This window comes from Herbaspirillum sp. alder98 (assembly GCF_020179755.1).
In the GTDB taxonomy this organism is placed as follows: Bacteria; Pseudomonadota; Gammaproteobacteria; order Burkholderiales; family Burkholderiaceae_D; genus Herbaspirillum.
On the sequence record NZ_JAIUCY010000008.1, the window covers coordinates 123697 to 146535 of the forward strand.

A 22839-nucleotide genomic window follows, 5' to 3' on the forward strand; every position below is an offset into this window, starting at 1 on the left:
AAGGCAAACCTTTCTCGTCCCTCCCGCAAAGCGCGAAGGCGCTTTGCTCGTGGCCCCCAAAACGCAAAAGGCCGATTGATTTTCATCAATCGACCTTTTATGTTTTGGTGCCCACGGAGGGACTCGAACCCCCACACCTCGCGGCACATGGACCTGAACCATGCGCGTCTACCAATTCCGCCACGTGGGCCTTGTCAGGCACTGCGTTAAAGCTGCTGTGCTTGAAAGAGGCTGCATATTAAGGGGAAATATGCAGGTGGTCAACAGCTATTTGAATTTATTTACTAATTAATTGCTTCCCACTTCGTCGTCCCAGCGCAGGGACGACGAGGGGGCGACCGCAACGGCGATCAACCGCCCAGGTAAGCCTCGACCACCTTCGGGTTGCCCAGCAGATTGGCGCCGCTGTCGGCCAGCACGATCTTGCCGGTCTCCAGCACATAGCCGCGTTGCGCGATGCGCAGCGCCTGGCGCACGTTCTGCTCCACCAGCAACACCGTCATGCCGGTCTTGTTGATCTCTTGCACGATGCGGAAGATCTCCTGGATGATCAGCGGCGCCAGGCCCATCGACGGCTCGTCCAGCAACAGCACGCGCGGCTTGGCCATCAGCGCGCGACCGATCGCCAGCATCTGCTGCTCGCCACCCGAGAGGTTGCCGGCCAGACCGCCGGCGCGGTTCTTCAGCACCGGGAACAGCGAGTACACCCACTCCAGGTCACGCGCCACGCCAGCCTTGTCGCGGCGGGTGTATGCGCCCAGGGTCAGGTTTTCCTCGACGGTGAGCGTGGTCAGGGTGGCGCGACCTTCGGCCACCTGCACCACACCGGACTCGACGATCTTATGCGGCGACAGCGGCAGCAGGTCGCGGCCATCCAGCATGACCCGACCGCGTTGCGCCTTGACCAGGCCGGAGATGGCCAGCAGCGAGGTACTCTTGCCGGCGCCATTGGCGCCTACCAGGGCGGTGATCTCACCTTCGTTGAGGGACAGGCTGATGCCCTTGACGGCTTCGATGTGGCCGTAGGCGACGGCCAGGTCTTCTACCTGCAGGATGGGTTTCGGGATTCCTGTCTGGCTCATGCTTCTTCCTTGCCGAGGTAGGCCTCGATCACTTCCTGGTTGTTCTTGATCTGGTCCGGGGTGCCTTCGGCGATGATCTTGCCGAAGTTGAGCACGGCGATGCGTTCGCACAGGCCCATCACGAAGCGCATGTCGTGTTCGATCATGAAGATCGAGAAACCGCGTTGCTTGATGTTGACGATCTCGGCCATCAGCTCGGTCTTCTCGGCCGGGTTCATGCCGGCCACCGGTTCGTCCAGCAACAATAGTTTGGGCTTGGTGGCCAGCGCACGGGCAAATTCCAGCTTGCGCTGTTCGCCATAGGACAGGCTGTCGGCCAGCATGTGGGCCTTGTGGTCCAGGCGCACCCACGACAGCAGTTCCAGCGCGCGTTCGCGGGCTTGCTGCTCGACCCGGCGGAACGAGCCCAGGTTGAGCAACATGCCGGCCACGCCGTAGTCGAGGTGATCGTGCATGCCGACCACGACGTTCTCGAGCAGGGTCATTTCCTTGAACACGCGGATGTTCTGGAAGGTGCGGGCAATGCCGCGCTCGGTGATCTTGTGGGGCGCGACGCTGCCGATGTCTTCGCCGTTGAAGGCAATGCTGCCCGACGACGCCCGCAGCAGGCCCGTGATGAGATTGAAGACGGTGGTCTTGCCGGCGCCATTGGGGCCGATCAGGCCGAAGATCTCGCCTTCCTTCACATTGAACTCGACCCCCTGCAATACTTGCAGGCCACCGAAGTTCTTGCTGATCTGTTTCAGTTCGAGGAGCATCAGTTCACCTTCTTGTCGGCGTTGTTACGGCCCAGGAAGGCACGGATGCGGCGCGGGTCCCAGATACCCTTGGGCAGATACAGCACCACCAGGATCAGGATCAGGCCATTGATGGCGAGGCGGAATTCCTTGAAGTGACGCAGCACCTCGGGCAACAGCGACAAAATGGTCGAGCCGATCATCGGGCCGATCAGGTTGCTGGTGCCGCCGAACACCGCCATGGTCAGGATATCGACCGCGTTCTCGAAGCCGTAGTTGTTAGGCCCGATGGTGAAGGTAAAGTGGGCATTGAGGCCACCGGCGACGCCGGCGATGGCGGCGCCGATGACGAACGCCAGCAGCTTGTAGCCGGCCACGTTGACGCCCATCAGGCGCGCTGCGACTTCATCTTCCTTGATCGCCTCGAAGGCGCGGCCGGTCTTGGAGCGACGCAGGCGCGCCAGGCAGTAGATGGTCACGCCCAGCAACAGCACGATGTGCCACCACTCGGTGATCGGCGGCACGCCATTGAGGCCCATCGGCCCGCCGGTGATGTCCAGGTTCAGCACGATGACCCGCACCACTTCGCCGAAGCCGAGCGTGGCCATGGCCAGGTAGACGCCCGACAGGCGCAGCGTGGGGATGCCGATCACCAGCGCCACCAGCGCCGGCAGGGCGCCGCCGGCGGCCAGCGCCAGCCCGAACGGCAACTCGAACTGCATCGTCAGCAGCGACGCGGTGTAGGCGCCGATGCCCATGAAGGCCGCATTGGCCAGCGACAGCAGGCCGCACGACAGGGTGACGTAGATCGACAGGGCCAGCATGGCATTGACGCCGATGCTGAAAATGACGGTGTTGTAGGTGGCCCAGAAGCCATCCCACCATTCGATGAAACTCATGGTCTTAAGCCTTTCTTTCCAGCACTTTGCCAAACATGCCGGACGGCTTGACCAGCAAGATCAAAAACAGCAGGCCGAACGCCACCGCATCGCGGAAGTCGCTCGAGATGTAGGCCACCGTCAGCACCTCGGCGAAACCGAGGAACAAGCCGCCGATCATGGCGCCGCGAATATCGCCCATGCCGCCCAGGATGATCACGGCGATGCCCTTGTGCAGCATCGGCTGGCCCATGAAGGGCGAGATCGCATTGAACGACACGCCCACCAGCACGCCTGCGGCGCCACCCAGGGCGGCCGCCGCAAACGACGTCAGCAGGAACAGGCCTTCGACGTTGATGCCCAGCAGGTAGGCTGCCTTGGGCGACTCGGCGATGGCACGCAAGGCGCGGCCCAACTGGGTCTTGCGCATCACGGCCAGCAGCACCAGCATCAGCACGAAGGCGATCACGACGATGGCCACTTGTACTGCAGTGATATGCAGGTGGCCCAGCGACACGCTGTCCTCGGGGATGGTGCCCACCGGGAAACGCTTGTTCTCGGCGCCGAAGATGCCCTGCGCGATGTTGGTGATCATGATGGCCACGCCGATGGTGGCGATCATCGGGGTCAGGTGGGGCGCATTGCGCCGACGCAGCGGTTTCAGCACCAGCACGTCGATGACCACGCCCAGCAGGCCGGTGGCCACCATGGCCAGGAGCAGCGCCAGCCACAGGGGCAGCGCCATTTGCTCGACCAGCAGCAGGGCGGCGTAGCTGCCCAGCATGAAGATCGCGCCGTGCGAAAGATTGATCACGCCGAGCACGCCGAAGACCAGCGTGAAACCGAGCGCGAAGAGCGCGTACACGCTGCCCAGCGAGAGGGCGTTGATGAGCTGTTGTTCTAACATAGGGCTTGCTGATAGGTGATGGGTCGTTCGCGCCGCATGCAGGGATGGGCGGACGGTGTTTCCCTCGTTACACCGGAAGGTCTCGGCCGTTCCCCGGCCTGTTTTGCTTTCCGTCTTCGTTCGCCGGATGGCAGCCGGCGGTCATATAGGAGTCAGCCTGCGCCCACGCATGGCGTGGGCGCATCCAACCTGTCGCTGATTACTTCAACAGGACGAACTTGCCGCCCTTGGCGATGTTGACGATGGCTTCCTGGTCAGCGTCGAAACCGACCTGCTTGCCGGCCACGGCCGGGGCAGCGCGGAACGCGAACTTGCCGGTCGCGCCTTCGATCTTCACCGACGGCAGCGCCACGCGCAGGGCGTCACGATCCTTGGCCAGGTTGCCCGACAGCTTCACGTGCTTCAGCGCTTCGGCCACGATGTACAGCGCATCGTAGGCCTGGGCGGCGAACTGGTCAGGGTCCGAACCGAACTTGGCCTTGAACGCGGCGATGAACGCCTTGTTGGTGGCGGTCAGGTTCTCGGACGACCATGGGCTGCCCATCAGGGTGTTGTCGCCGGCATCCTTGGCGATCTCGAACAGCTTCGGCGAATTCAGGCCGTTGCCGCCGATGAAGGGCTGCTTCATGCCCAGCGCGCGGGTCTGCAGGATGATGTTGGCCGCTTCTTCAGCCAGGCAGGAGCAGACGATGGCGTCCGGGTTGCCGGCCTTGATCTTGGTCAGCTGGGCCTTGAAGTCGACGTCACCCTTGGCATAGGCCTCGGTGGTGGTGGTCGGGATCTTCTGTTGTTCCAGCGTGGCCTTGAACACATCGTAGCCGCTCTTGGTGAAGGCATCGTCGTTGCCGTAGATCACCGCGACCTTCTTGATGTTGAAGTGCTTCACGGCGGCCTTGACGGTCACGGGCAGCACGTCGGCTTCCATGACCGAGTTGCGGAACGTGAACGGGCCCATGGCAGTGATGCCGTCAGCGGTGTTGCTGGTGCCGAATGCCACGACCTTGGCGGCGTTGGCGATCGGGTCGGCCGCAAAGGCCGAATTGGACAGGGTAGGACCGAACACGGCCAGTACCTTGTCCTGGAAAATCAGTTTCTTGAAGACGTTGATGGCTTCTTCCTTCTTGCCTTGTTCGTCTTCGATCACCAGCGCCAGCTTGTCGCCATTGACGCCGCCCTTGGCGTTGATCTCTTCGGCGGCCAGCGTGAAGCCGTTCTTGATGGCCACGCCATACTTGGCAGCCGGGCCGGTCAGCGCTTCGGCAACGCCCAGCTTGATGTCGGCGGCCAGCGCGCCGTGCGACAGGGTAACGCCCAGCAGCAACGCGGGCAGGGTCTTGAGCATGGTATTGAATTGCATCGAGTTCTCTCCTCAGTGTGATATTTTCGGAATCGCCTTCCCGCTCCCGCATTCGATGGTGCGGGCCTTCCAAAGGAATTCCTTCATCGAGGCCGATGCCTGGGTGCCCGGGGTAACGGGACTTGCTCACCTTCCTCTGCGAACCTTTCCACGCCGGGTCGGGGTTAGCCGCCACCGATGCAAATCGGTTCAAGGCCGTTGTGCGGCCTCTTTCGATACCAGCCGGCACGCAGGCAATTGCCCTTGCGTCGACCTTTACAACCCACCTCAACACACCCGGGTAGGGCGCACTGCGGCGGTAAGCGAATCTACCGCCCGAAGGCGGCAGAGGGTGGTGCTTACTTAATTCTTTTGCAGTTCTTCGCGCAGATGCGCGATGGCTGCACGCACCTGGTTGGGTGCAGTACCGCCGATGTGGTCGCGCGCGGCCACCGAGCCTTCGAGGGTCAACACGGCAAACACATCGTCGCCGATCAGGTTCGAGAAGGCGCGCAGGTCGTCCAGCGACAGGTCGGCCAGGTCGCAACCGCGATCGACGCAGCTGCGCACGGCCAGCGCGACGGCCTCGTGGGCGTCGCGGAAGGGCAGGCCCTTCTTGACCAGGTAGTCGGCCAGGTCGGTGGCGGTGGCGTAGCCTTGCAGCGCGGCGGCGCGCATGGCGTCGGGTTTGACGCTGATGCCGCGCGCCATGTCGGCGAAGATGCGCAGCGTATCGGTGAGCGTGTCGACGGTGTCGAACAGCGGTTCCTTGTCTTCCTGGTTGTCCTTGTTGTAGGCCAGCGGCTGGCCCTTCATCAGGGTCAGCAGCGCGATCAGGTGGCCATTGACGCGGCCGGTCTTGCCACGCGCCAGTTCGGGCACGTCCGGGTTCTTCTTCTGCGGCATGATCGACGAGCCGGTGCAGAAGCGGTCGGCGATGTCGATGAAGCCCACGCGTGGGCTCATCCAGATCACCAGCTCTTCCGAGAAGCGCGAGATGTGCGTCATGACCAACGCGGCGGCAGCACAGAATTCGATGGCGAAGTCACGGTCCGAGACGGCGTCGAGCGAATTGCGGCAGACGTCGTCGAAGCCCAGCGTCTTGGCCACGCGCAGGCGATCGATCGGGAAGGTGGTGCCGGCCAGTGCCGCCGCGCCCAGTGGCAGGCGGTTGATGCGCTTGCGGGCATCGGCCATGCGTTCGGCGTCGCGGCCGAACATTTCGACATAGGCCAGCACGTGGTGGCCGAAGGTGATCGGCTGGGCCACCTGCATGTGGGTGAAGCCGGGCAGGATGGTGTCGGCATGTTGCTCGGCCAGGTCCACCAGGGCGCTGCGCAGGTCGCGCAGCAGGCCCAGGATGTCGTCAACCGCGCCGCGCATGTACAGGCGGATGTCGGTGGCCACCTGGTCGTTGCGCGAACGGCCGGTGTGCAGGCGCTTGCCGGCGTCGCCGACCAGTTCGGTCAGGCGCTTTTCGATATTGAGGTGGACGTCTTCCAGGTCGAGCAGCCATTCGAAACGGCCGGCATCGATCTCGCCCTTGATCTGGGCCATGCCGCGATTGATCTCGGCGTGATCGGCAGCGCTGATGATGCCCTGGTGCGCCAGCATTTCAGCGTGCGCCAGCGAGCCCTGGATGTCGACTTGCGCCAGGCGCTTGTCGAAGAACACGGACGCGGTATAGCGCTTGACGAGATCGGAAACGGGTTCGGAAAAGCGAGCCGACCAGGCTTCGCTCTTTTTTGCAAATTGGTCTGTCATAGTGGGGGATTCCGGAGAATGGGCGATTATAGCAAGCGTGGCCGCGTCCAGCCACGTGAAGACAGGCAGAAATGCCGCGCATTGCAGCTTTTTCGCATTTCGGCTTGGGTGCGGCGCAAAAAATCACCAGGCGGGCCACCTCATCGGGGGCAAGACGGCGGCCCTGATTTTGCTGAAAATTTCCGTGTGGAATCGTTCGTTGCATTTTTTGCTCGCGCCCTTGCGCGGCGCGCAAAAAAGCTTGCCCGATTGCCAAATGGTGCCGCTATACTCGAAGCGCGATGACCTTGCTGGCGGTCGGGTTTCTAACGCGCCGGCAGAGTGAAAACGCTGCAAAAATGGAAAGATGTTCGGGGGTCGTCTTACAGGAGAGAAGGTCATGAAATTGGAAGCACTGTTTGAGCAGCAAAATGCATTGCCCAGCATTCCCAAGGTGGTGCAGGAAGTCATCGAAAGCTTCAATAACGAATCGGTCTCGATCGAAGAGATCGGCAAGAAACTGGCGGCAGACCAGGTGCTCAGCGCCAAGATCCTGCGCCTGGCCAATTCGTCCTACTATCATGTCTCGCGCACCATCGGCACCGTCGAAGATGCGGTCATGATGCTGGGTTTCATGACCGTGCGCACCCTGGTGGTCAGCACTGGCATGGCCGGCAGCTTCAAGAAGTTGCCCGGCGTCGACCTCAAGCTGTTCTGGCGCTATAGCCTCGACACGGCGGTGGTGGCCAAGTGGCTGGCCAAGCGCCAGAAGGTCAATTCCGATTTCGCCTTTACCGTGGGGCTGATGCACGCCATCGGTCAACTGGTGATTCACGCCGGCGCGCCCGAGCAGGCACTGGCGGTCGACAAGCTGGCCGGTCCGCTGGATCCGCGTCGGCTGGACGTCGAGCGGCAATCCTTCGGTTTCGACTTTTCCGAAGTCGGTGCCGAACTGGCCAAGCGCTGGCGCTTTCCGGATGCATTCTCGGATGTCATCAAGAACTTCCCGCAGCCGCTCGAGGGCACCTTCGATACCGTCACCGCCATCGTCCACCTGGCCGCATGGCGCGCCCGCGCCGAGGAAAACAAGTATTCAGCCGATGAGCTCGAATCGACCTTCCCCGGCGACGTGGCAGCCAAGCTCGGCCTGTCGTTGAGCGTGTTCACCGAAGAGATGCCGCCGCTGGCCGAGTTGAGCGAAGGCATGCAGGACCTGGTCAACTGATCGCATCGGCAGGCCAAGAAAAATGCCGGTCCCACGCAAGTGGGCCGGCATTTTTTACGTGCGCTGAATCGTCCGGCGCCGGCGTCAGTGCAGCTTCACTTCCAGGAAGTTGAGCATCGAACGGTAGGCCTGGCTGCGCGCGTCCGGATTGCCACCGCTGGTGACGCCATCGCTGGCCGGCTTGCCGGCGCCCACGATGTCCATGCGCACATGCACCGGCAAACCGGGCGCATCGAAGTCGTGATAGGTGTCCGGATACAGGCGCAATGCGACTTCGGTATCGCCGCCCTGCATGCGTTTTTCGATGGCTTCGCAGGCCTGGGGCGGGGTCCAGTCGTCATTCTCGCCCATCAGGATCAGCAGCGGCGCGGCCGGCTTGAAGGGCGAGCTCGGCTTGGCATACGGCTGGCAGTTCGGATAGAAGGCCACCGCTGCGCGCGGCTGGATCTTGCGCACCGCGACATCGGTCTCGGCCAGGTTCATTGCGGCCAGCACCGTCGAGGCGCCGTGCGACCAGCCCAGCAAGGCCACGCGCGTCATGTCGACATCCGGCTGGGTGCCCACCCAGTGCAGCGCGGCCTGCACGTCGAAGCGCCGGTTCATGGCGCTGGCTTCGCGTTGCGCTACGGTGTCCTGGCAGGTCGAGCGGCGGCCGCGTGGCGTGAAGCTGTCGGGAAACAGCACGTTATAACCCGCGTCGGTCAGCACCCGAGCCATCGCCAGGTGACGCGGCGTGAATTCGCCACGGCCATCGCGCACGATGCTGTACAGGCCGCCACAGCCGTGCATGGCGATGACGGTGGGAAACTTGGCCTTGCTGTCGGTGGCCAGCGATTTGCGTGACTTGATCCAGACCCCATACAAGGCGGTGCTCTTGCCGCCTTTGCTGTCGGTGCTGGTGAGCGAGACGCGCTCGGCCACCAGCGGTGGCGGTGGCGCCGAATTGGGCGCCGCGTGGGCGCGCAGCGTCACGGCGGCAAAGCCGCACAGTAAAAGCGAGACGAGTGATGATCGCCGGTCGAGCATGTGGTTGGTTTCCCCGTATCGATGTGTCGCGTCGTCGTTCTCGATCTGTCCCCAAACTGCGCATCGTTACTTTTTTGACAAAATAAACGATGCGCCGGCGACGACTGCGAATGAAATCTGATGAGACCCTATTCTACAAAATTGCCATGGTCCGGCGGCTCTGCGCGGTCATATTGCAACGCAAAAAGATGATACTGCGCAGGCTGTTGCAAACGGGTGTCAACCCGTCACAACACAGTTGCCGAAGCATCAAATGCCACCCTGACCATAGGTTATCGGCCAGACATCAGAAATCTTGAGACGACGCGTTCCATCTCACCCGGTATTGCGCAAACCTGCCGCCACGCCATTGATGGTCAGGTGGATGCCGCGTTGCACGCGCTCCTCCGGTTCTCGTCCGGCGGTAATGTTGGCGCGGTGCCGCTTGATCAGTTCGACCTGCAGGTGGTTCAGCGGATCAAGATAGGCGAAGCGGTTCTTGATCGACCGCGCCAGCATGGGATTGGCGGCCAGGCGGTCCTTGTTGCCGGTGACGGCGCTGAGCATGGCGGCGGTGCGTTCGTGTTCGTCCACGATGCGCCCGAAGATGGCAGTGCGCAATTTGCGGTCCGCCACCAGCCCGGCATAGCGCGAGGCCACCGCCAGGTCGGTCTTGGAGAGCACCATGTCCATGTTCGACAGCAGGGCGGCGAAGAACGGCCATTCGCGGCACATGGCGCGCAGCGTGGCCAGGCGCTTGGCGTTTTCGCGGGCGTTGCCAGCCTCGGCCAGCCAGCTCGAGACAGCGCTGCCGAAGCCATACCAGCCCGGCAGCAGCAGGCGGCACTGGCCCCACGAGAAACCCCAGGGGATGGCGCGCAGGTCTTCGATGCGGCGGGTCGATTTGCGCGAGGCCGGGCGCGAACCGATATTGAGCTGGGCGATCTCGGCAATCGGCGTGGCGGCGAAGAAATAATCGGTGAAGCCCGGGGTCTCGTAGACCAGGTTGCGATAGCCGCGATAGGCGCGCTCGGACAGGTCTTCCATGACCCGCTCGAACTCGGCCAGCTTCCTGGCCTGCTTGCCGTCGGTGTCCTGCGGCATCAGGCTCGCCTCGAGCGTGGCGGCGACCAGCAGTTCGAGGTTGCGGCGGCCGATTTCCGGATTGGAAAACTTGGAGGCGATGATCTCGCCCTGTTCGGTCAGGCGGATCTGGCCGTTGACGGTGCCGGCCGGCTGCGCCAGGATCGCCTGGTAGCTGGGGCCGCCGCCGCGGCCCACGGTGCCGCCACGGCCATGGAACAGGCGCAGCGTCACGCCGGCCTCGTTGAACAGTTCGACCAGCTGGTTCTCTGCCTTGTAGAGCTCCCAGTTGGAGGTCAGGAAGCCGCCATCCTTGTTCGAATCCGAATAGCCCAGCATCACTTCCTGCAGCTTGCCGTGGCCCTCGATCAGGGGCGCCACCTGCGGCAGCGTCAACCATTGCCGCATGATGTCGGCGGCACAGCGCAGGTCGGGGATGGTCTCGAACAGCGGGATCACCATCAGTTCGAGATCGCGCAGGCGCTTGCCTTCGACCTGCAACAGGCCGGTTTCCTTCTGCAGCAGCAGCACTTCGAGCAGATCGGAGACGGTCTCGGTATGCGAGATGATGTAGTTGCGGATGGCGCGATGGCCGTAACGGCGACGGATCTCGCGCGCGCAGCGCAGGATGGCCAGTTCGGACACGGTCTGCTCGCTGTAGTCGACATAGGGCGAGTGCAGCAGGCGCGGGCGCGCCAGTTCGGCCAGCAACAGCGCCACCTTGGCCTCTTCATCCAGTGCGCCGTAGTCGGCTTCGACTTCGGCCTTGGCGAACAGCTCCGCCAGGACCTGTTCGTGCACGTCCGAACTCTGGCGCATGTCCAGCGTGGCCAGGTGGAAGCCGAATATTTCCACCGCGCGCCGCAAGCCCGCCAGGCGTGGCTTGACCAGGGCGCTGCCGTGATGCGCGCGCAGCGAGGCGACCAGCACGTCGAGCTCGGTGAGGCACTCCTCGGGCGTGGCATAGGCGGTCGCGGCACCCACTTCCTGGCGCAGGATGTTGACCACGCCCAGGCTGCGGGCGGTGGCCGCCAGGCGCGCATAGATGCCGATCAGCGCGCGCCGGTAAGGCTCGTCGGCGCGGTGGTCGGAATGGTCCGGCGAGGCGTCGGCCAGTTGCAGCAGCTCGGCGCTGGCGTCGACCATCAGGGTCGAGATCGACAGCTCGGCACCCAGCGCATGCACTTCTTCCAGGTAGTGATCGAAGATGGTTGTCGACTGCCGCTTCAGGGCATGCTGCATGGTCGAGGCGTTGACGTTGGGATTGCCGTCGCGGTCGCCGCCGATCCAGCTGCCCATCTGCAGGTAGGGCGGCAACTCGGCCTGGCTGGCGCGCTGCTTGCCACGCGCCGGGAACTGGCTGTCGATCTCGCCTTCGATATCTTCATACAGCGCCGGCAATTCGCGCAGGAAGGTGATGCGGTAGTACGACAGCGCGTTCTCGATCTCGTCGGCCACGCTCAGCTTGGTATAGCGCAGCATGCGGGTCTGCCACAGCGTGGCGATGCGGGCGCGCAGCAGTTCGGTGTTGTGGCGCAGTTCACGCGGAGTGTGCGGGCCGTCGCGTTCAGCCACCAGGCGCGCGATCTCGCGCTCGGCATCCAGGATGCTCTTGCGCTGCACTTCGGTCGGGTGCGCCGTGAGCACCGGCGAAATCAGGGCGTTGCCCAGCAGGGCGCGCACTTGTGCGCCCGAGCGGCCGGCATCATCCAGGCGCGACAGGGCATAGGCGACGCTGCCCGGTTGCGCCACCGATCCGGCCAGCAGGTGGGCACGCCGGCGGCGATTGTGGTGCTGGTCTTCGGCGATATTGGCCAGGTGCGAAAAATAAGAGAAGGCGCGCACCACCGAATTGGTCTGGTCGCGGGTCAGCTTCTTGAGCAGCTTGTCGAGTTCGGCGCCAGCCTTGGCATCGGATTCGCGACGAAAACGCACCGCCGTCTGGCGAATCGTCTCGACTACCTCGAAGACGGCGTCGCCTTCCTGCTCGCGCACCACTTCACCCAGCAGGCGGCCCAGCAGGCGAATGTCTTCACGCAGCGGGGCGTCTTTTTCGGTATTGCGGGTGTTGCGGGCGGCAGCGTTGGCAGGTGCTGCAGTCGGGGTGGTGGCGCCGGTCGTGGAAGCGGCGGGGGAAGGGCGAGGGGCACTGCGTCGGGTTTGTTTTGTGGTGGCCATGATCAACGTCTGCTGCGGTTTTCGAGGGGAGAAAGTCGTGCTGTTGGATCGAACTGCAAATCGGTTCCGCGTCAGTGGCCGATGCGCTGCGTGCTAGAATTTGTCTCCATATTTCCCTTGTCTTTAATCATTGTTCAGTCTGGGATTGCCGGTCGCCCGCTTTCTTCATGATTCACGGCTGCATGCGCCATGACTGAATCGGAAAGCCCGCCTTGAAAGAATTCCCTCCTTCCAATATCGTCATCGTCTCGCGTGAGAGCCGGCTTGCCATGTGGCAAGCGGAATATGTGCGCGACCGTCTCGTCGAATTATATCCGCAGTGCAGCATCGAAATTCTCGGCACCACGACCCGTGGCGACCAGATTCTCGATCGCACCTTGTCCAAGGTCGGCGGCAAGGGGCTGTTCGTCAAGGAACTCGAAGTCGCCATGGCCGAAGGCCGGGCCGACCTCGCGGTGCACTGTCTCAAGGACATGCCGATGGACCTGCCCGAAGGTTTCGCGCTGGCCGCCGTGCTGGAGCGCGAAGATCCGCGCGACGCCTTCGTCTCGAACGACTACGCCAGCCTGGCCGAGTTGCCGGCCGGCGCGGTGGTCGGCACCAGCAGCCTGCGTCGCCAGGCGATGATCGCTGCGCGCTATCCACAGCTGGTGGTCAAGCCCTTGCGCGGCAATCTCGATACCCGTCTGGCCAAGCTTGATCGTGGCGACTACGCCGCCATCATCCTGGCCGTGGCCGGTCTCAACCGGCTCGGCCTGAAGGCGCGCATCCGCGAGTGGCTGGCGCCCGAAGCGAGCCTGCCTTCGCCCGGCCAGGGTACGCTGGCCATCGAGATTCCCGCAGGTCGCGACGACATGCGGCGCGCGCTGGCGCCACTGCACGACCCGGTGGCGGCCGCCGCTTCTGCGGCCGAGCGTTCGGTCTCGCGCATTTTCGGCGCCAGCTGCCAGATCCCGCTGGCCGCCTACGCCACCGTCGACGGCGAGCGGCTGCATCTGCGCGCCATGATCGCCACGCCCGACGGCGCCCGCAGCGCCGCCGCTGAAGCGCATGGCCTGGCCAGCGCTCCGGAAGCGCTGGGCGAGCAGGTCGCCGCGCTGCTCAAGGCGCAGGACGCCGACGCCATCCTGCAAGCCTGCAAGGCGCAGGCCGATGCTGCCCAGGCCTGACGCCAGCCCGATGCTGCCGGTGGTGGTGACCCGGCCGCAGCAGCAGGCATTGGCGTTTGCCCGCCAGGTCGAGGCGCTGGGACGCGAGGCGGTGGTGTTTCCGCTGCTGTGCATCGAGCCGCTCGATGACCAGGCCGAGCTGCGCGCGGCGATGGCGCGGCTGCATGACTATGCGCTGGTGGTGTTCGTCAGCCCCAATGCGGTCGACGCCGCGTTTGCCTGCCTCGAGCGCTGGCCGGCGCAGGTGCCGATCGGCATCGTCGGCGAGGGCAGCCGGCTGGCGCTGAGCGCGCACGGGGTGGATCAGGCCAATGCCACGATCTACGCGCCGCTGCAGCCCGACAAGATGGACTCCGAAGAATTGCTGGCGGCGTTGCCGCTGGCGTCGCTGCGCGGCCAGCGGGCGTTGATCGTGCGCGCCCAGCAGGGGCGCGATCTGCTGGGCAGCGCCTTGCAGCAGCATGCGATAGGCGTTGATTTCGTCACCGCCTATCGGCGCCTGGCGCCGTCCCTGACGGCCGAGCGGCGCAGCCGACTTTTGGCCTTGCTCGATGACGGCGCCGAGTGGGTCATCACCAGTTCCGAAGCCATGCGGCACCTGTTGGAGATGGCAAGACTAGCCGGCGGGGCGGATCGTGTGGTAAAACTGCAACGACAACGAATCTACGTTTCGCACCATCGGATCGCCCGGACTGCCGAATCGCTTGGTTTTACCAGCGTGATCCTGACTGGTTCGGGCGACGAACGACTACTTGCCGCGTTACAATCGACCTCATGAACGAACAGCAATCCATCCCCGAGCCGAACCTGCCGGAGCCCAAGCCACAGGCCAGCTATCAGAGTGCGCCCGTCTCTTCCTCCCCCTATATCTCCGCCCCCGATGGCACGGCCGTGTTGCGCCGCCGCCAGCGGTTGCTGACGTTGCTGCTGCTGCTGGTGATTGCCGCGCTGGCGGCGCAATGGTGGTTTTCGTCGCGCGAGCTGCACGGCCTGCGCACCGAAGTCGCCCAGCGCCTGCAGACGGGCGACAACAGCAGCAACGAACTCAAGGGGGTGCTCAAGCTGGTCCAGGAGAGCACCAAGGAACTGCAGGCCAAGGTCAGCGTACTCGACAGCAAGCAGGCCGAGTCGCAGAGCCAGCAGCTGGCGCTGGAACAGATGTACCAGGATCTCAACAAGAATCGTGATGACTGGGCTCTGTCCGAGATCGAGGAAGTGCTCTCCACCGCCGACCAGCAGCTGGAGTTGGCCGGCAACGTGCAGGGCGCCCTGATCGCGTTGCAGAACGCCGACAAGAGCCTGTCGCGTTCGGACAAGCCGCAGTTCATCGCCATCCGCCGCGCCCTGGCGCGTGACATCGATCGTCTCAAGGCCCTGCCCACGGTCGATATCGCCGGCATCGCCGTGCGCCTGGACAGCGCCATCGGCCAGGTCGACAGCATGCCCTTGCTGATCGACGAAAAGCCGGTGGAGTCCGCCACCCAGCCGCGTGCCGCACATGCCGCGCCACGTCCGGCCAAGGCTGCCGCCGGCAAGACCGCTGCTGGCGCCGAGGCGCCGGTGGAATCGGCCTGGTCGAAGTGGCTGGCCGGCGCGCAGGAAACCTGGCAAAGCATGAGCACCGAGATGTGGGCCGAGATCAAGCAACTGGTGCGGATCCGCGAAGTGCAGACGCCCGAGGCGATCCTGCTGTCGCCGAGCCAGGCTTATTTCGTGCGTGAAAACCTCAAGCTGCGTCTGCTCAATGCCCGCCTGGCCTTGTTGTCGCGTAACGAATTCGCCTTCCGCAATGACCTGTCGGCGGCGCAGGACTCGATCGCCAAGTATTTCGATACCCGCGCCAAGCAGGTCCAGAACACCCAGTCGTTGTTGAAGCAGGTCCAGGGCAGCAACCTGGCGATCCAGATGCCAACGCTGGCCGAGAGCATCAATGCGGTGCGCAACTACAAGGCTCGCCAGTGAGCGCATCGAGAAGAATAGCGACATGAAAATACTGCTCTGGCTCCTTACCCTGTTTGCCTCGGCCATTGGCCTGGCCGTGCTGGCCCGCTTCAATCCCGGCAATGTGGTGCTGTTCTATCCGCCATACCGGCTCGACCTTTCGCTGAATTTCTTCCTGTTCCTGGTGCTGGCGGTGTTCCTGACGATCTATGTCGTCATTCGCGCCGTGCGCCTGACGCAGAAGTTGCCCGGCCGCGTGATCGCCTATCGTCGCGCCAAGCGTGAGCACGAAGGTAACGCCGCCTTGCGCGAATCGCTCAAGGCCTTCTTCGAAGGTCGCTTCGGCCAGGCCGAGCGGCTGGCCACGCGCGCCTCGGAGTTGCCCGAGAATGCCGGTGTCTCGGCCCTGATCGCAGCCCGTGCCGCGCACCGCATGCGCCAGGGCGAGCGCCGCGACATCTGGCTGGCCACCACCGAAGTCGATCCGACCCTGAAGGCCGCGCGCCTGATGACGGCGCTCGAATTGCAGGTCGACGAGCACCAGTTCAAGCAGGCGCTGGAAACGGTCGAAGAACTCAACGCCAACGGCACGCGCCACATCCAGGCCCTGCAATGGGCGCTCAAGGCCAACCAGCAAGCCAAGAACTGGCCCGAGGTATTGCGGCTGGTGCAAACGCTGGACAAGCGCAATGCGCTGCACCCGGCATTGTCGAACCGGCTGCGAGAGATGGCTTACGATGCCTTGCTGTCGGACCGCGTGCACGACGCCGAGTCGATCCGGGTGTTCTGGTCGGGTATTCCGGGCAGCGACAAGTTCAAGCCGTATATTGCCGTGCGTGCGGCCCAGGCGTTCTCCAGCCGCGGCCTGCATGACGAGGCGCGCACCCTGCTTGAACGGGCGCTGGTCGCCGATTGGGATGTGCGTCTTCTGCGCGCCTATCGCGACTCCACCGGTGAAGCCGGTTCGGCGACGCTGCTGGCCCAGATCGAGCATTGCGAAGCCTGGCTGTCCAAGAACCCGACCGATGCCGAACTGGCCTTGACGCTGGGCATGTTCTGCCTGCGCCAGAAGCTGTGGGGCAAGGCCCAGCGGCATCTGGAACAAGCCTTGTCGGACGCCATCGAGCCGCGCACCGTGCGCGAATCGCACCTGGCGCTGGCGCAGTTGCACGAAGCGCTGGACCAGCCCGAACAGGCCAGCGCCCATTACAAGCAGTGCGCCCTGGCGACCGCCATCCGCTGAACTGCCGGCAAGCGCTGGAACCGTGATGGAAAATCGCTATAATTGCGGCTTTCAACGGTTCCGGCGCGCGCTGGCGCCAACTGTTGCATCGATTTCTTTCCCTTAGCGAGAAACTCCCCATGAGCCTGAACCACGTCCCCGCCGGCCGCGATCTGCCGAATGATTTCAACGTCGTCGTCGAGATCCCGATGAACGCCGATCCGATCAAGTACGAAGTCGACAAGGAAAGCGGCGCTATTTTCGTTGACCGCTTCATGGGCACCGCGATGCACTATCCGTGCAACTACGGCTACATCCCGCAGACGCTGTCGCAAGACGGCGACCCGGTGGATGTGCTGGTGATCACTCCGTTCCCGCTGTTCCCGGGCGTGGTGGTGCGCTGCCGTCCGATCGGCGTGCTCAAGATGACCGACGAATCCGGCATCGACGCCAAGCTGCTGGCCGTGCCGGTCGACAAGGTGCTGCCGATCTACAAGAACCTGCAGAAGCCGGAAGACCTGAACGAACTGACCCTGAACCAGATCAAGCACTTCTTCGAGCACTACAAGGATCTCGAAAAGGGCAAGTGGGTCAAGGTCGAAGGCTGGGAAGGTCCGGACGCTGCGCGCGCCGAGATTCTGGCTGGCGTCGAAGCCTTCAACAAGGATAAGGCCTGATCGCTTGCGATTGGCTGCCTTGCTGAGCCGCTGAAAAAAATGCCGCCCGGTGCAAACCGGGCGGCATTTTGTTTTTTGGGGATGCTGAAGTCGCCGGCACGACGCAATAGTTTAACCCTCACCTCCGTCGCCCTGACGCAAGTCAGGGCCCGGCGACTTTCAGCGCCCTCCAATAGCAGCAGGGCTGTTGAACCTCAGAATCAGTCCAGCTTGGCCGCGTGTTCCCGCGTGGCGTGGAACACGACTTCAGGCCAGCGCTCCTGCGTCAGGCGCAGGTTCACGCCCGAGCTGGCCAGGTAGGCCAGGTTGCCGGCGGCATCGACTGCCAGATTGGCGCCGGCCGATGACTTCTCGAAATCGGCCAGTTTCTTCTTGTCGTCGCAGGTGACCCAGCGCGCGCTGCTGATGCTGGTGCCTTCGAAGACGGCATCGACGCCGTATTCATTCAACAGGCGGCTGGCGACCACTTCAAACTGCAGCACGCCGACCGCGCCCAGGATCAGGTCGCTGCCGGTGACGGGCTTGAAGACCTGCACCGCGCCTTCTTCGCCCAACTGCTGCAAGCCCTTATGCAACTGCTTGATCTTGAGCGGATTGCGAATGCGCGCGACCCGGAAGAAGTCCGGCGCGAAGTAGGGGATGCCGGTGAACTGCAGCAGTTCGCCTTCGGAAAAGCTGTCGCCGATCTGCATGTTGCCGTGGTTGGGCAAGCCGATGATGTCGCCGGCATAGGCCTCTTCGACCTGTTCGCGGCTCGATGCCATGAAGGTCACCACCGACGACACCTTGATCTCGCGATTCAGGCGCAGGTGCTTCAGCTTCATGCCGCGCTCGAAGCGCCCCGAGCACACCCGCAAGAAGGCGATGCGGTCGCGGTGCGCCGGGTCCATGTTGGCCTGGATCTTGAACACGAAGCCGGAGAACGGTTCTTCGGTCGGATTGACGCTGCGCACGGTGGCGTCGCGTCCGCCCGGACCGGGGGCCCAGTCCAGCAGCGCGTTGAGGATTTCGCGCACGCCGAAGTTGTTGATCGCCGAGCCGAAGAACACCGGGGTCTGGATGCCGGCCAGGAACTCGTCCAGGTTGAACGGGTGCGACGCACCGTGCACCAGTTCGACTTCCATCTTCAACTGCTCGATCTCGAGCGGGAACATCTCGGCCAGCTTGGGATTGTCGATGCCCTTGATGATCTCGACGTCGCCGTTGGCCCGTTCTTCACCGGCCTTGAACAGCATGATCTCATCGCGCAGCAGGTGGTACACGCCGCGGAAGTTCTTGCCCATGCCGATCGGCCAGGTCACCGGTGCGCACTGGATCTTGAGCACCGATTCGAGCTCGTCGAGCAGTTCAAGCGGATCGCGGGTTTCGCGGTCCATCTTGTTCATGAAGGTGATGATGGGCGTGTTGCGCATGCGGCAAACGTTGAGCAGCTTGATGGTCTGCTCTTCGACGCCCTTGGCAGCATCGATCACCATCAGGGCCGAGTCGACCGCCGTCAGCACCCGATAGGTATCTTCCGAGAAGTCCTGGTGGCCCGGGGTGTCGAGCAGGTTCACCACGTGGTCGCGGTATTCGAACTGCATCACCGAGCTGGCCACCGAGATGCCGCGCTGCTTTTCGATTTCCATCCAGTCCGAGGTGGCGTGGCGGCCGCTCTTGCGGGCCTTCACGGTACCGGCCAGCTGGATCGCGCCCGAGAACAGCAACAGCTTTTCGGTCAGCGTGGTCTTGCCGGCGTCGGGGTGGGAGATGATGCCGAAGGTGCGGCGGCGCGCCACTTCGCGCGTGATGAGGTCGGCCGGCGCGCGGCGGCTGCCGGCCTCCGACGCTTCAGTCGGTTGCCCGGCGCCGTCGGCGGCGAGGTCTTGGTCGTTGCTGGGTTCTTGCATGTCGGATCAGTCGGTTCGGGCAAAGCGCGGCAAACGGGCGTCTGGATGCGGCGACCAATGAAAAAAGGGCTGGAAATCCCAACCCTCGATCGGTCATGCCATGCGTAGCCGTCAAGCCGGCGCGGCTTTGCGAAAAGGTGCTCTGGAAAGAGCGCGATTATAACTGATCCGCCAGCGCCGCCGCAGCTTTCAAGCCTTCAGGCTGCGGCATTGTCGTGCATCAACGCTGGTCGTCGCGCCTTTCCTGGCGCCGCTCGTTGTTATCCCGGTCGCGGCGTTGCTCCTGCTGCCGTTGTTGTTGCTGTTGCGCCTGCTGTTGATGCTGCTGCTGGCGCTCCTGCTGCTGCGCTTGCTGTTCGCGCTGCTGCTGTTGAACCTGTTGCTGTTGTTGGTGCTGCTGCTGTTGCTGGCGCTCTTGTTGCTGTCGTTGCTGCGCCTGTTGTGCCTGTTGTGCGCGGTGCTGATCCTGGCGCGCTTGTTCAGCCTGCTGCTGGCGTTGTTCCTGTGCCTGGCGTCGGTCCTGTTCGCGATCCCGCTGTTGTTGCTGCTGCAATTGACCCTGCTGGGCGGCCTGCTGTTCGCGCTGGCGTTGCTGGGCCTGGACGGTCCGTTCGCGTTCTGCCGTCTGTTCTCGCACCATCCGTTCACGCTCGCGGTCCTGCTCGATCACCCGTTGCTGCGGACTGAGCCCGGCAGCCGGTTGCGGGCGCGGTCCGTCACGATCGGGCATGCGTGCCGGTTGCGGTGGCGGGGCTGCCGGCCTTGCTGCTGGTGCTGCTTGCGCTTGCTGCGCCGGTGGCGCCACATTGGCTGGTGGAGGTGGACTGCCGGGACGGCCATCGGCGCGCGGCTGGTCGCGTCCACCCGAATGACGCGGATCGTGATGCCAGACCACTGGTCGCTGGTTGACGGTGACATTGCGGTTGATGGTCACGTTGTTGGTGACATTGCTCACATTATTGACATTGTTGATGCGGGTCTGCGACACCAGCACCTGGCGTTGGCGCCAGTCTGGCCGTGCGTCACCAAAGACCGCATGCAACACCCCGACGGCGCTGCCGAAGCTGATACTGGCGGTGATGCCCGGGTTGTAGTTGGGCGGCCGATAACGTGGCGGCGGCGCCCAGTAGACCGGTTGCGCAGCGGGCCACCACCAGTTGCCGTAGGCGACGACCGGGTTGTAATAAGGCACATACACCAGTTGCGGATTGACCGGTTCGATCACGATGGTACGTTCTTCGACCAGCACCCGCTGCTGCGGTCCGGATTGCAGGGTGCCTGCCATCTGGGCCCGTTCACGCAACTGCTGCACCGTATCCATGACCACCGGCTGCTGCGACAGGAAGGCCTGGCCCAGTTGCTGCATCCAGTCCAGCCGGTCGTTCATCATGGCCAGCACCGACGGAAACTGCAGCAGCGCCTTCACGCTCGGGTCCCACGGCATGGGAGCCACCGCACGTGCCAGTGCATCGCCCTGCAGTCCCGGGCGGGCTTCGACGAAGCGCTGCGCCTGCACCACTTCGAGCGGATAGGTTGACGCCATCAGTACCTGCGCCAGCAGCGAATCGGGATACAGCGCCACCGGCGCCAGCATCTGGTCCAGTTGTTGCTGGCTATAGGTCGGTGGTGGCGGCGCAGGGTAGGCCGATTGCGCTTGCGCCATGGGCATGCCGGACACCAGTGAAAACACCAGGCAGGCGCTCCAGGCCAGGGATTTTTTGTTCACGTCATCTCTCCTGTGGGTTGTGCTGTGTGCTGCTATCGACATATTGTCGACTATAGCTAGATGAATGTTGTCATGGTCTGGCAACCTGACGCTGCAAGGTGTAACCGAATTGCAAGCAATGTTTCAATGCATGGGCTTGGGCGACTAAATGATTTGCAGTGGTCCAGGGCACTGCAAGAAGCGGCTCAGCTGTGGCATGATTTCGATTATTTGCGAATGCAGCATAGTCAGCGTTCGGACCTTTACCCTAGGGAAACCCATGAGTGAACACCTGATCTGGCGCCGCGACGAGTTTGTGATCGACACCGACCCCGCGCGACTGGACATCCCACTGATCCACAGCGTACTGACGCGTTCGAACTGGGCGCCCGATATCGATATCGATACGGTGCGCACCTCGATTGAAAACAGTCTCTGTTTTGGTCTTTATCGCGGTCAGGAGCAGGTCGGCTTCGCCCGCGTGGTGACCGATCACGCCACCTTCGGTTACCTGTGCGATGTGTTCATCGTCGAAGCCTTGCGCGGCGACGGCCTGGGTCGCTGGATGATCGAGTCGGCCAATTTGCATCCCACACTGCAAAAGCTGCGCCGCGTGATGCTCACCACCAGCACCGCGCCATGGTTGTATGCACGCTGTGGCTTCGAGGCCATCAATCGCGGCGATCTGGTGTGGCAGATTTCGCGTCCCGATATTTATACGGTGCGGCTGAACGGCGAGGGCGCCGACAAGTGAAGTGTTAGTGAGCAGGGCGACCTGATATCGCGCTTCCGGCGTGACGGAGGCCGGTCACTGTTTGCCCCGCCTGACGAAAAAAAGCCGGACAAGGCAGTTGTCCGGCTTTTTGTATTTGCATCGGGCCTGATTAGAATCGAACCCGCAAGCCGATGGATAAGAGGTCGTTGGCCAGCTTGAGTTTTTCGTCGCCGAAACCTGTCTTGCCGACGTATTCGTATTCAGCGCGCAAGGATATCGCGGGCGTAAAGCGATATTCGGCGCCGACACCGAACAATGGCGCCACTTTAGTGGACTTCATGGTGTAGATCTGGCGATCAGTCACGTGGCGCCCGTCAGCGTTGACCATCTTGGCGAGAACGCCTGCCCGGCCGAGCACTGAAAAATTTGTCGACAGTGGCAGCGTGCCTACTGCACTCATTCCCAGGGCGGTCGTTTTTGCCGTAATGCGCCAGTCTGGCGACACCGAACTGTATTTCCCGAAATTGATGTATGCCAGTTCTGCGGCAAAGTTTTTGTTGAACTGGTAGCCGCCGTACAGTTTGAAGCCCGTCGCGGCGATTTTTTCGGTTGAACCCTTGGGTGAGTTTTCACCGCTAAGCGTATTGTTTGCAGAGCCGATGCTGCCGCCAAAATACCAGTGTTTCTTCTCGTTGGCCGAGGCAGTGCCGGCGGCACAAAGAGCAATAACGCAAATGCTCAATGCGATTGCGATAGAACGTGTCGAGGCAGCGGGTGAGTGCTGTTGGTGGCTGCTGTCGTATGCGGCAGCAAGCGCTGGGGTAGTTGTCCTGTTATTCGGCTGGATGCAATGACGATGCTTGTTCATGTCCGTGTGGCCTGCTCAATCGTTGATCAAGTTCGTCACTGTAGACAGTCGTCTGAAAGCGAGATATGAGAAAAGTCTGGGAGTGGCAGGTGGCGTGAAGATATGAGGTCAACCAGATGGAGTTGGGTGACGAGCCTGCAAAAGGGGGAGGGGGGGGGCTGCACCGGGGATGGAAACAATGGCCGGTAATGGGGAACGGGTAACGCGGGATGCGGAATTAAACTGGCCTGCCCTAAGGGAATCGAACCCCTAACCTACGGCTTAGAAGGCCGTTGCTCTATCCGGTTGAGCTAAGGGCAGAGACGGGATCGGTCGATGTTATAAAACCGATTCCGGAAAAGACAACGGGCTGTCCAAAAGGACAGCCCGTTTTCGTGTGGTCGGAGTACAAGGATTCGAACCTTGGACCCCCTGGTCCCAAACCAGGTGCGCTACCGGGCTGCGCTACACTCCGAAGAACGCAACTATAGCAAAGGGTC

At 63.0% G+C, this 22839-nt stretch carries 18 protein-coding genes and 3 tRNA genes; 7 read left to right on the plus strand and 14 right to left on the minus strand.

What is annotated here, in order from left to right:
• Window positions 1-105: 105 nt before the first annotated feature.
• From LBW87_RS17895 to argH, 7 genes are all read right to left on the minus strand, one after another.
• Window positions 106-190, minus strand: a tRNA-Leu gene (locus LBW87_RS17895).
• A gap of 160 nt (window positions 191-350) precedes the next feature.
• Window positions 351-1082: an ABC transporter ATP-binding protein gene (locus LBW87_RS17900; RefSeq protein ID WP_225202821.1), complete on the minus strand. Its 732-nt coding sequence runs from the start codon at window positions 1080-1082 to the stop codon at window positions 351-353.
• On the minus strand, window positions 1079-1840 hold the full coding sequence (locus tag LBW87_RS17905) for an ABC transporter ATP-binding protein (protein WP_225202822.1): 762 nt from the start codon (window positions 1838-1840) through the stop codon (window positions 1079-1081). Before LBW87_RS17905 ends, LBW87_RS17900 begins: the two co-directional genes overlap by 4 nt.
• Window positions 1840-2718: a branched-chain amino acid ABC transporter permease gene (locus tag LBW87_RS17910; protein ID WP_225202823.1), complete on the minus strand. Its 879-nt coding sequence runs from the start codon at window positions 2716-2718 to the stop codon at window positions 1840-1842. The genes LBW87_RS17905 and LBW87_RS17910 overlap by 1 nt, the downstream gene beginning before the upstream one ends.
• A gap of 4 nt (window positions 2719-2722) precedes the next feature.
• The gene (locus tag LBW87_RS17915; protein ID WP_225202824.1) at window positions 2723-3604 is read right to left on the minus strand and encodes a branched-chain amino acid ABC transporter permease; all 882 of its coding nucleotides are present in this window, start codon (window positions 3602-3604) and stop codon (window positions 2723-2725) included.
• A gap of 199 nt (window positions 3605-3803) precedes the next feature.
• A complete protein-coding gene (locus LBW87_RS17920; RefSeq protein WP_225202825.1) occupies window positions 3804-4961 on the minus strand; it encodes an ABC transporter substrate-binding protein in 1158 nt (385 codons plus the stop codon).
• A 342-nt stretch (window positions 4962-5303) separates the two neighbouring features.
• A complete protein-coding gene (gene argH, locus LBW87_RS17925) occupies window positions 5304-6704 on the minus strand; it encodes an argininosuccinate lyase (protein WP_225202826.1) in 1401 nt (466 codons plus the stop codon).
• 379 nt (window positions 6705-7083) lie between these two features.
• Here argH and LBW87_RS17930 point away from each other — a divergent pair, with 379 nt between their 5' ends.
• Entirely contained in the window at window positions 7084-7908 is an 825-nt protein-coding gene (locus tag LBW87_RS17930) for an HDOD domain-containing protein (RefSeq protein WP_225202827.1), read from the plus strand.
• 84 nt (window positions 7909-7992) lie between these two features.
• Here LBW87_RS17930 and LBW87_RS17935 read toward each other — a convergent pair whose 3' ends face one another.
• Window positions 7993-8934, minus strand: coding sequence for a dienelactone hydrolase family protein (locus tag LBW87_RS17935; RefSeq protein WP_225202828.1), 942 nt, complete (start codon window positions 8932-8934; stop codon window positions 7993-7995).
• Between the two features lie 315 nt (window positions 8935-9249).
• A complete protein-coding gene (ppc, locus tag LBW87_RS17940) occupies window positions 9250-12174 on the minus strand; it encodes a phosphoenolpyruvate carboxylase (RefSeq protein WP_225202829.1) in 2925 nt (974 codons plus the stop codon).
• A 212-nt stretch (window positions 12175-12386) separates the two neighbouring features.
• On the opposite strand from ppc, the gene hemC reads away from it, so the two are divergent.
• The 5 genes from hemC to ppa all read left to right on the plus strand — a co-directional run bounded on the left by hemC (window position 12387) and on the right by ppa (window position 17183).
• On the plus strand, window positions 12387-13343 hold the full coding sequence (gene hemC, locus LBW87_RS17945) for a hydroxymethylbilane synthase (protein ID WP_225202830.1): 957 nt from the start codon (window positions 12387-12389) through the stop codon (window positions 13341-13343).
• Window positions 13327-14121, plus strand: coding sequence for a uroporphyrinogen-III synthase (locus LBW87_RS17950; RefSeq protein ID WP_225202831.1), 795 nt, complete (start codon window positions 13327-13329; stop codon window positions 14119-14121). Before hemC ends, LBW87_RS17950 begins: the two co-directional genes overlap by 17 nt.
• The gene (locus LBW87_RS17955; RefSeq protein ID WP_225202832.1) at window positions 14118-15305 is read left to right on the plus strand and encodes a uroporphyrinogen-III C-methyltransferase; all 1188 of its coding nucleotides are present in this window, start codon (window positions 14118-14120) and stop codon (window positions 15303-15305) included. The genes LBW87_RS17950 and LBW87_RS17955 overlap by 4 nt, the downstream gene beginning before the upstream one ends.
• A 22-nt stretch (window positions 15306-15327) precedes the next feature.
• Window positions 15328-16527 (plus strand): heme biosynthesis protein HemY, encoded by a 1200-nt coding sequence (locus LBW87_RS17960; protein WP_225202833.1) that lies wholly within the window; start codon window positions 15328-15330, stop codon window positions 16525-16527.
• Window positions 16528-16646: 119 nt separating this feature from the next.
• Window positions 16647-17183 carry an inorganic diphosphatase gene (gene ppa, locus LBW87_RS17965; RefSeq protein ID WP_225202834.1) on the plus strand — a complete coding sequence of 179 codons (537 nt, stop codon included), beginning with the start codon at window positions 16647-16649 and terminating at the stop codon, window positions 17181-17183.
• A gap of 200 nt (window positions 17184-17383) precedes the next feature.
• Here ppa and LBW87_RS17970 read toward each other — a convergent pair whose 3' ends face one another.
• Both LBW87_RS17970 and LBW87_RS17975 read right to left on the minus strand, forming a co-directional pair.
• Window positions 17384-19072, minus strand: a complete 1689-nt coding sequence (locus tag LBW87_RS17970) for a peptide chain release factor 3 (RefSeq protein ID WP_225202835.1) — start codon at window positions 19070-19072, stop codon at window positions 17384-17386.
• 220 nt (window positions 19073-19292) lie between these two features.
• Window positions 19293-20798, minus strand: a complete 1506-nt coding sequence (locus tag LBW87_RS17975; RefSeq protein WP_225202836.1) for a DUF3300 domain-containing protein — start codon at window positions 20796-20798, stop codon at window positions 19293-19295.
• Window positions 20799-21057: 259 nt separating this feature from the next.
• On the opposite strand from LBW87_RS17975, the gene LBW87_RS17980 reads away from it, so the two are divergent.
• Window positions 21058-21531 (plus strand): GNAT family N-acetyltransferase, encoded by a 474-nt coding sequence (locus tag LBW87_RS17980; protein ID WP_225202837.1) that lies wholly within the window; start codon window positions 21058-21060, stop codon window positions 21529-21531.
• A 130-nt stretch (window positions 21532-21661) separates the two neighbouring features.
• Here LBW87_RS17980 and LBW87_RS17985 read toward each other — a convergent pair whose 3' ends face one another.
• The 3 genes from LBW87_RS17985 to LBW87_RS17995 all read right to left on the minus strand — a co-directional run bounded on the left by LBW87_RS17985 (window position 21662) and on the right by LBW87_RS17995 (window position 22814).
• On the minus strand, window positions 21662-22360 hold the full coding sequence (locus LBW87_RS17985) for an outer membrane beta-barrel protein (protein WP_225202838.1): 699 nt from the start codon (window positions 22358-22360) through the stop codon (window positions 21662-21664).
• Window positions 22361-22583: 223 nt separating this feature from the next.
• Window positions 22584-22660 (minus strand) — tRNA-Arg (locus LBW87_RS17990).
• 77 nt (window positions 22661-22737) lie between these two features.
• Window positions 22738-22814: transfer RNA gene (locus LBW87_RS17995), tRNA-Pro, on the minus strand.
• Between the last annotated feature and the right edge of the window lie 25 nt (window positions 22815-22839).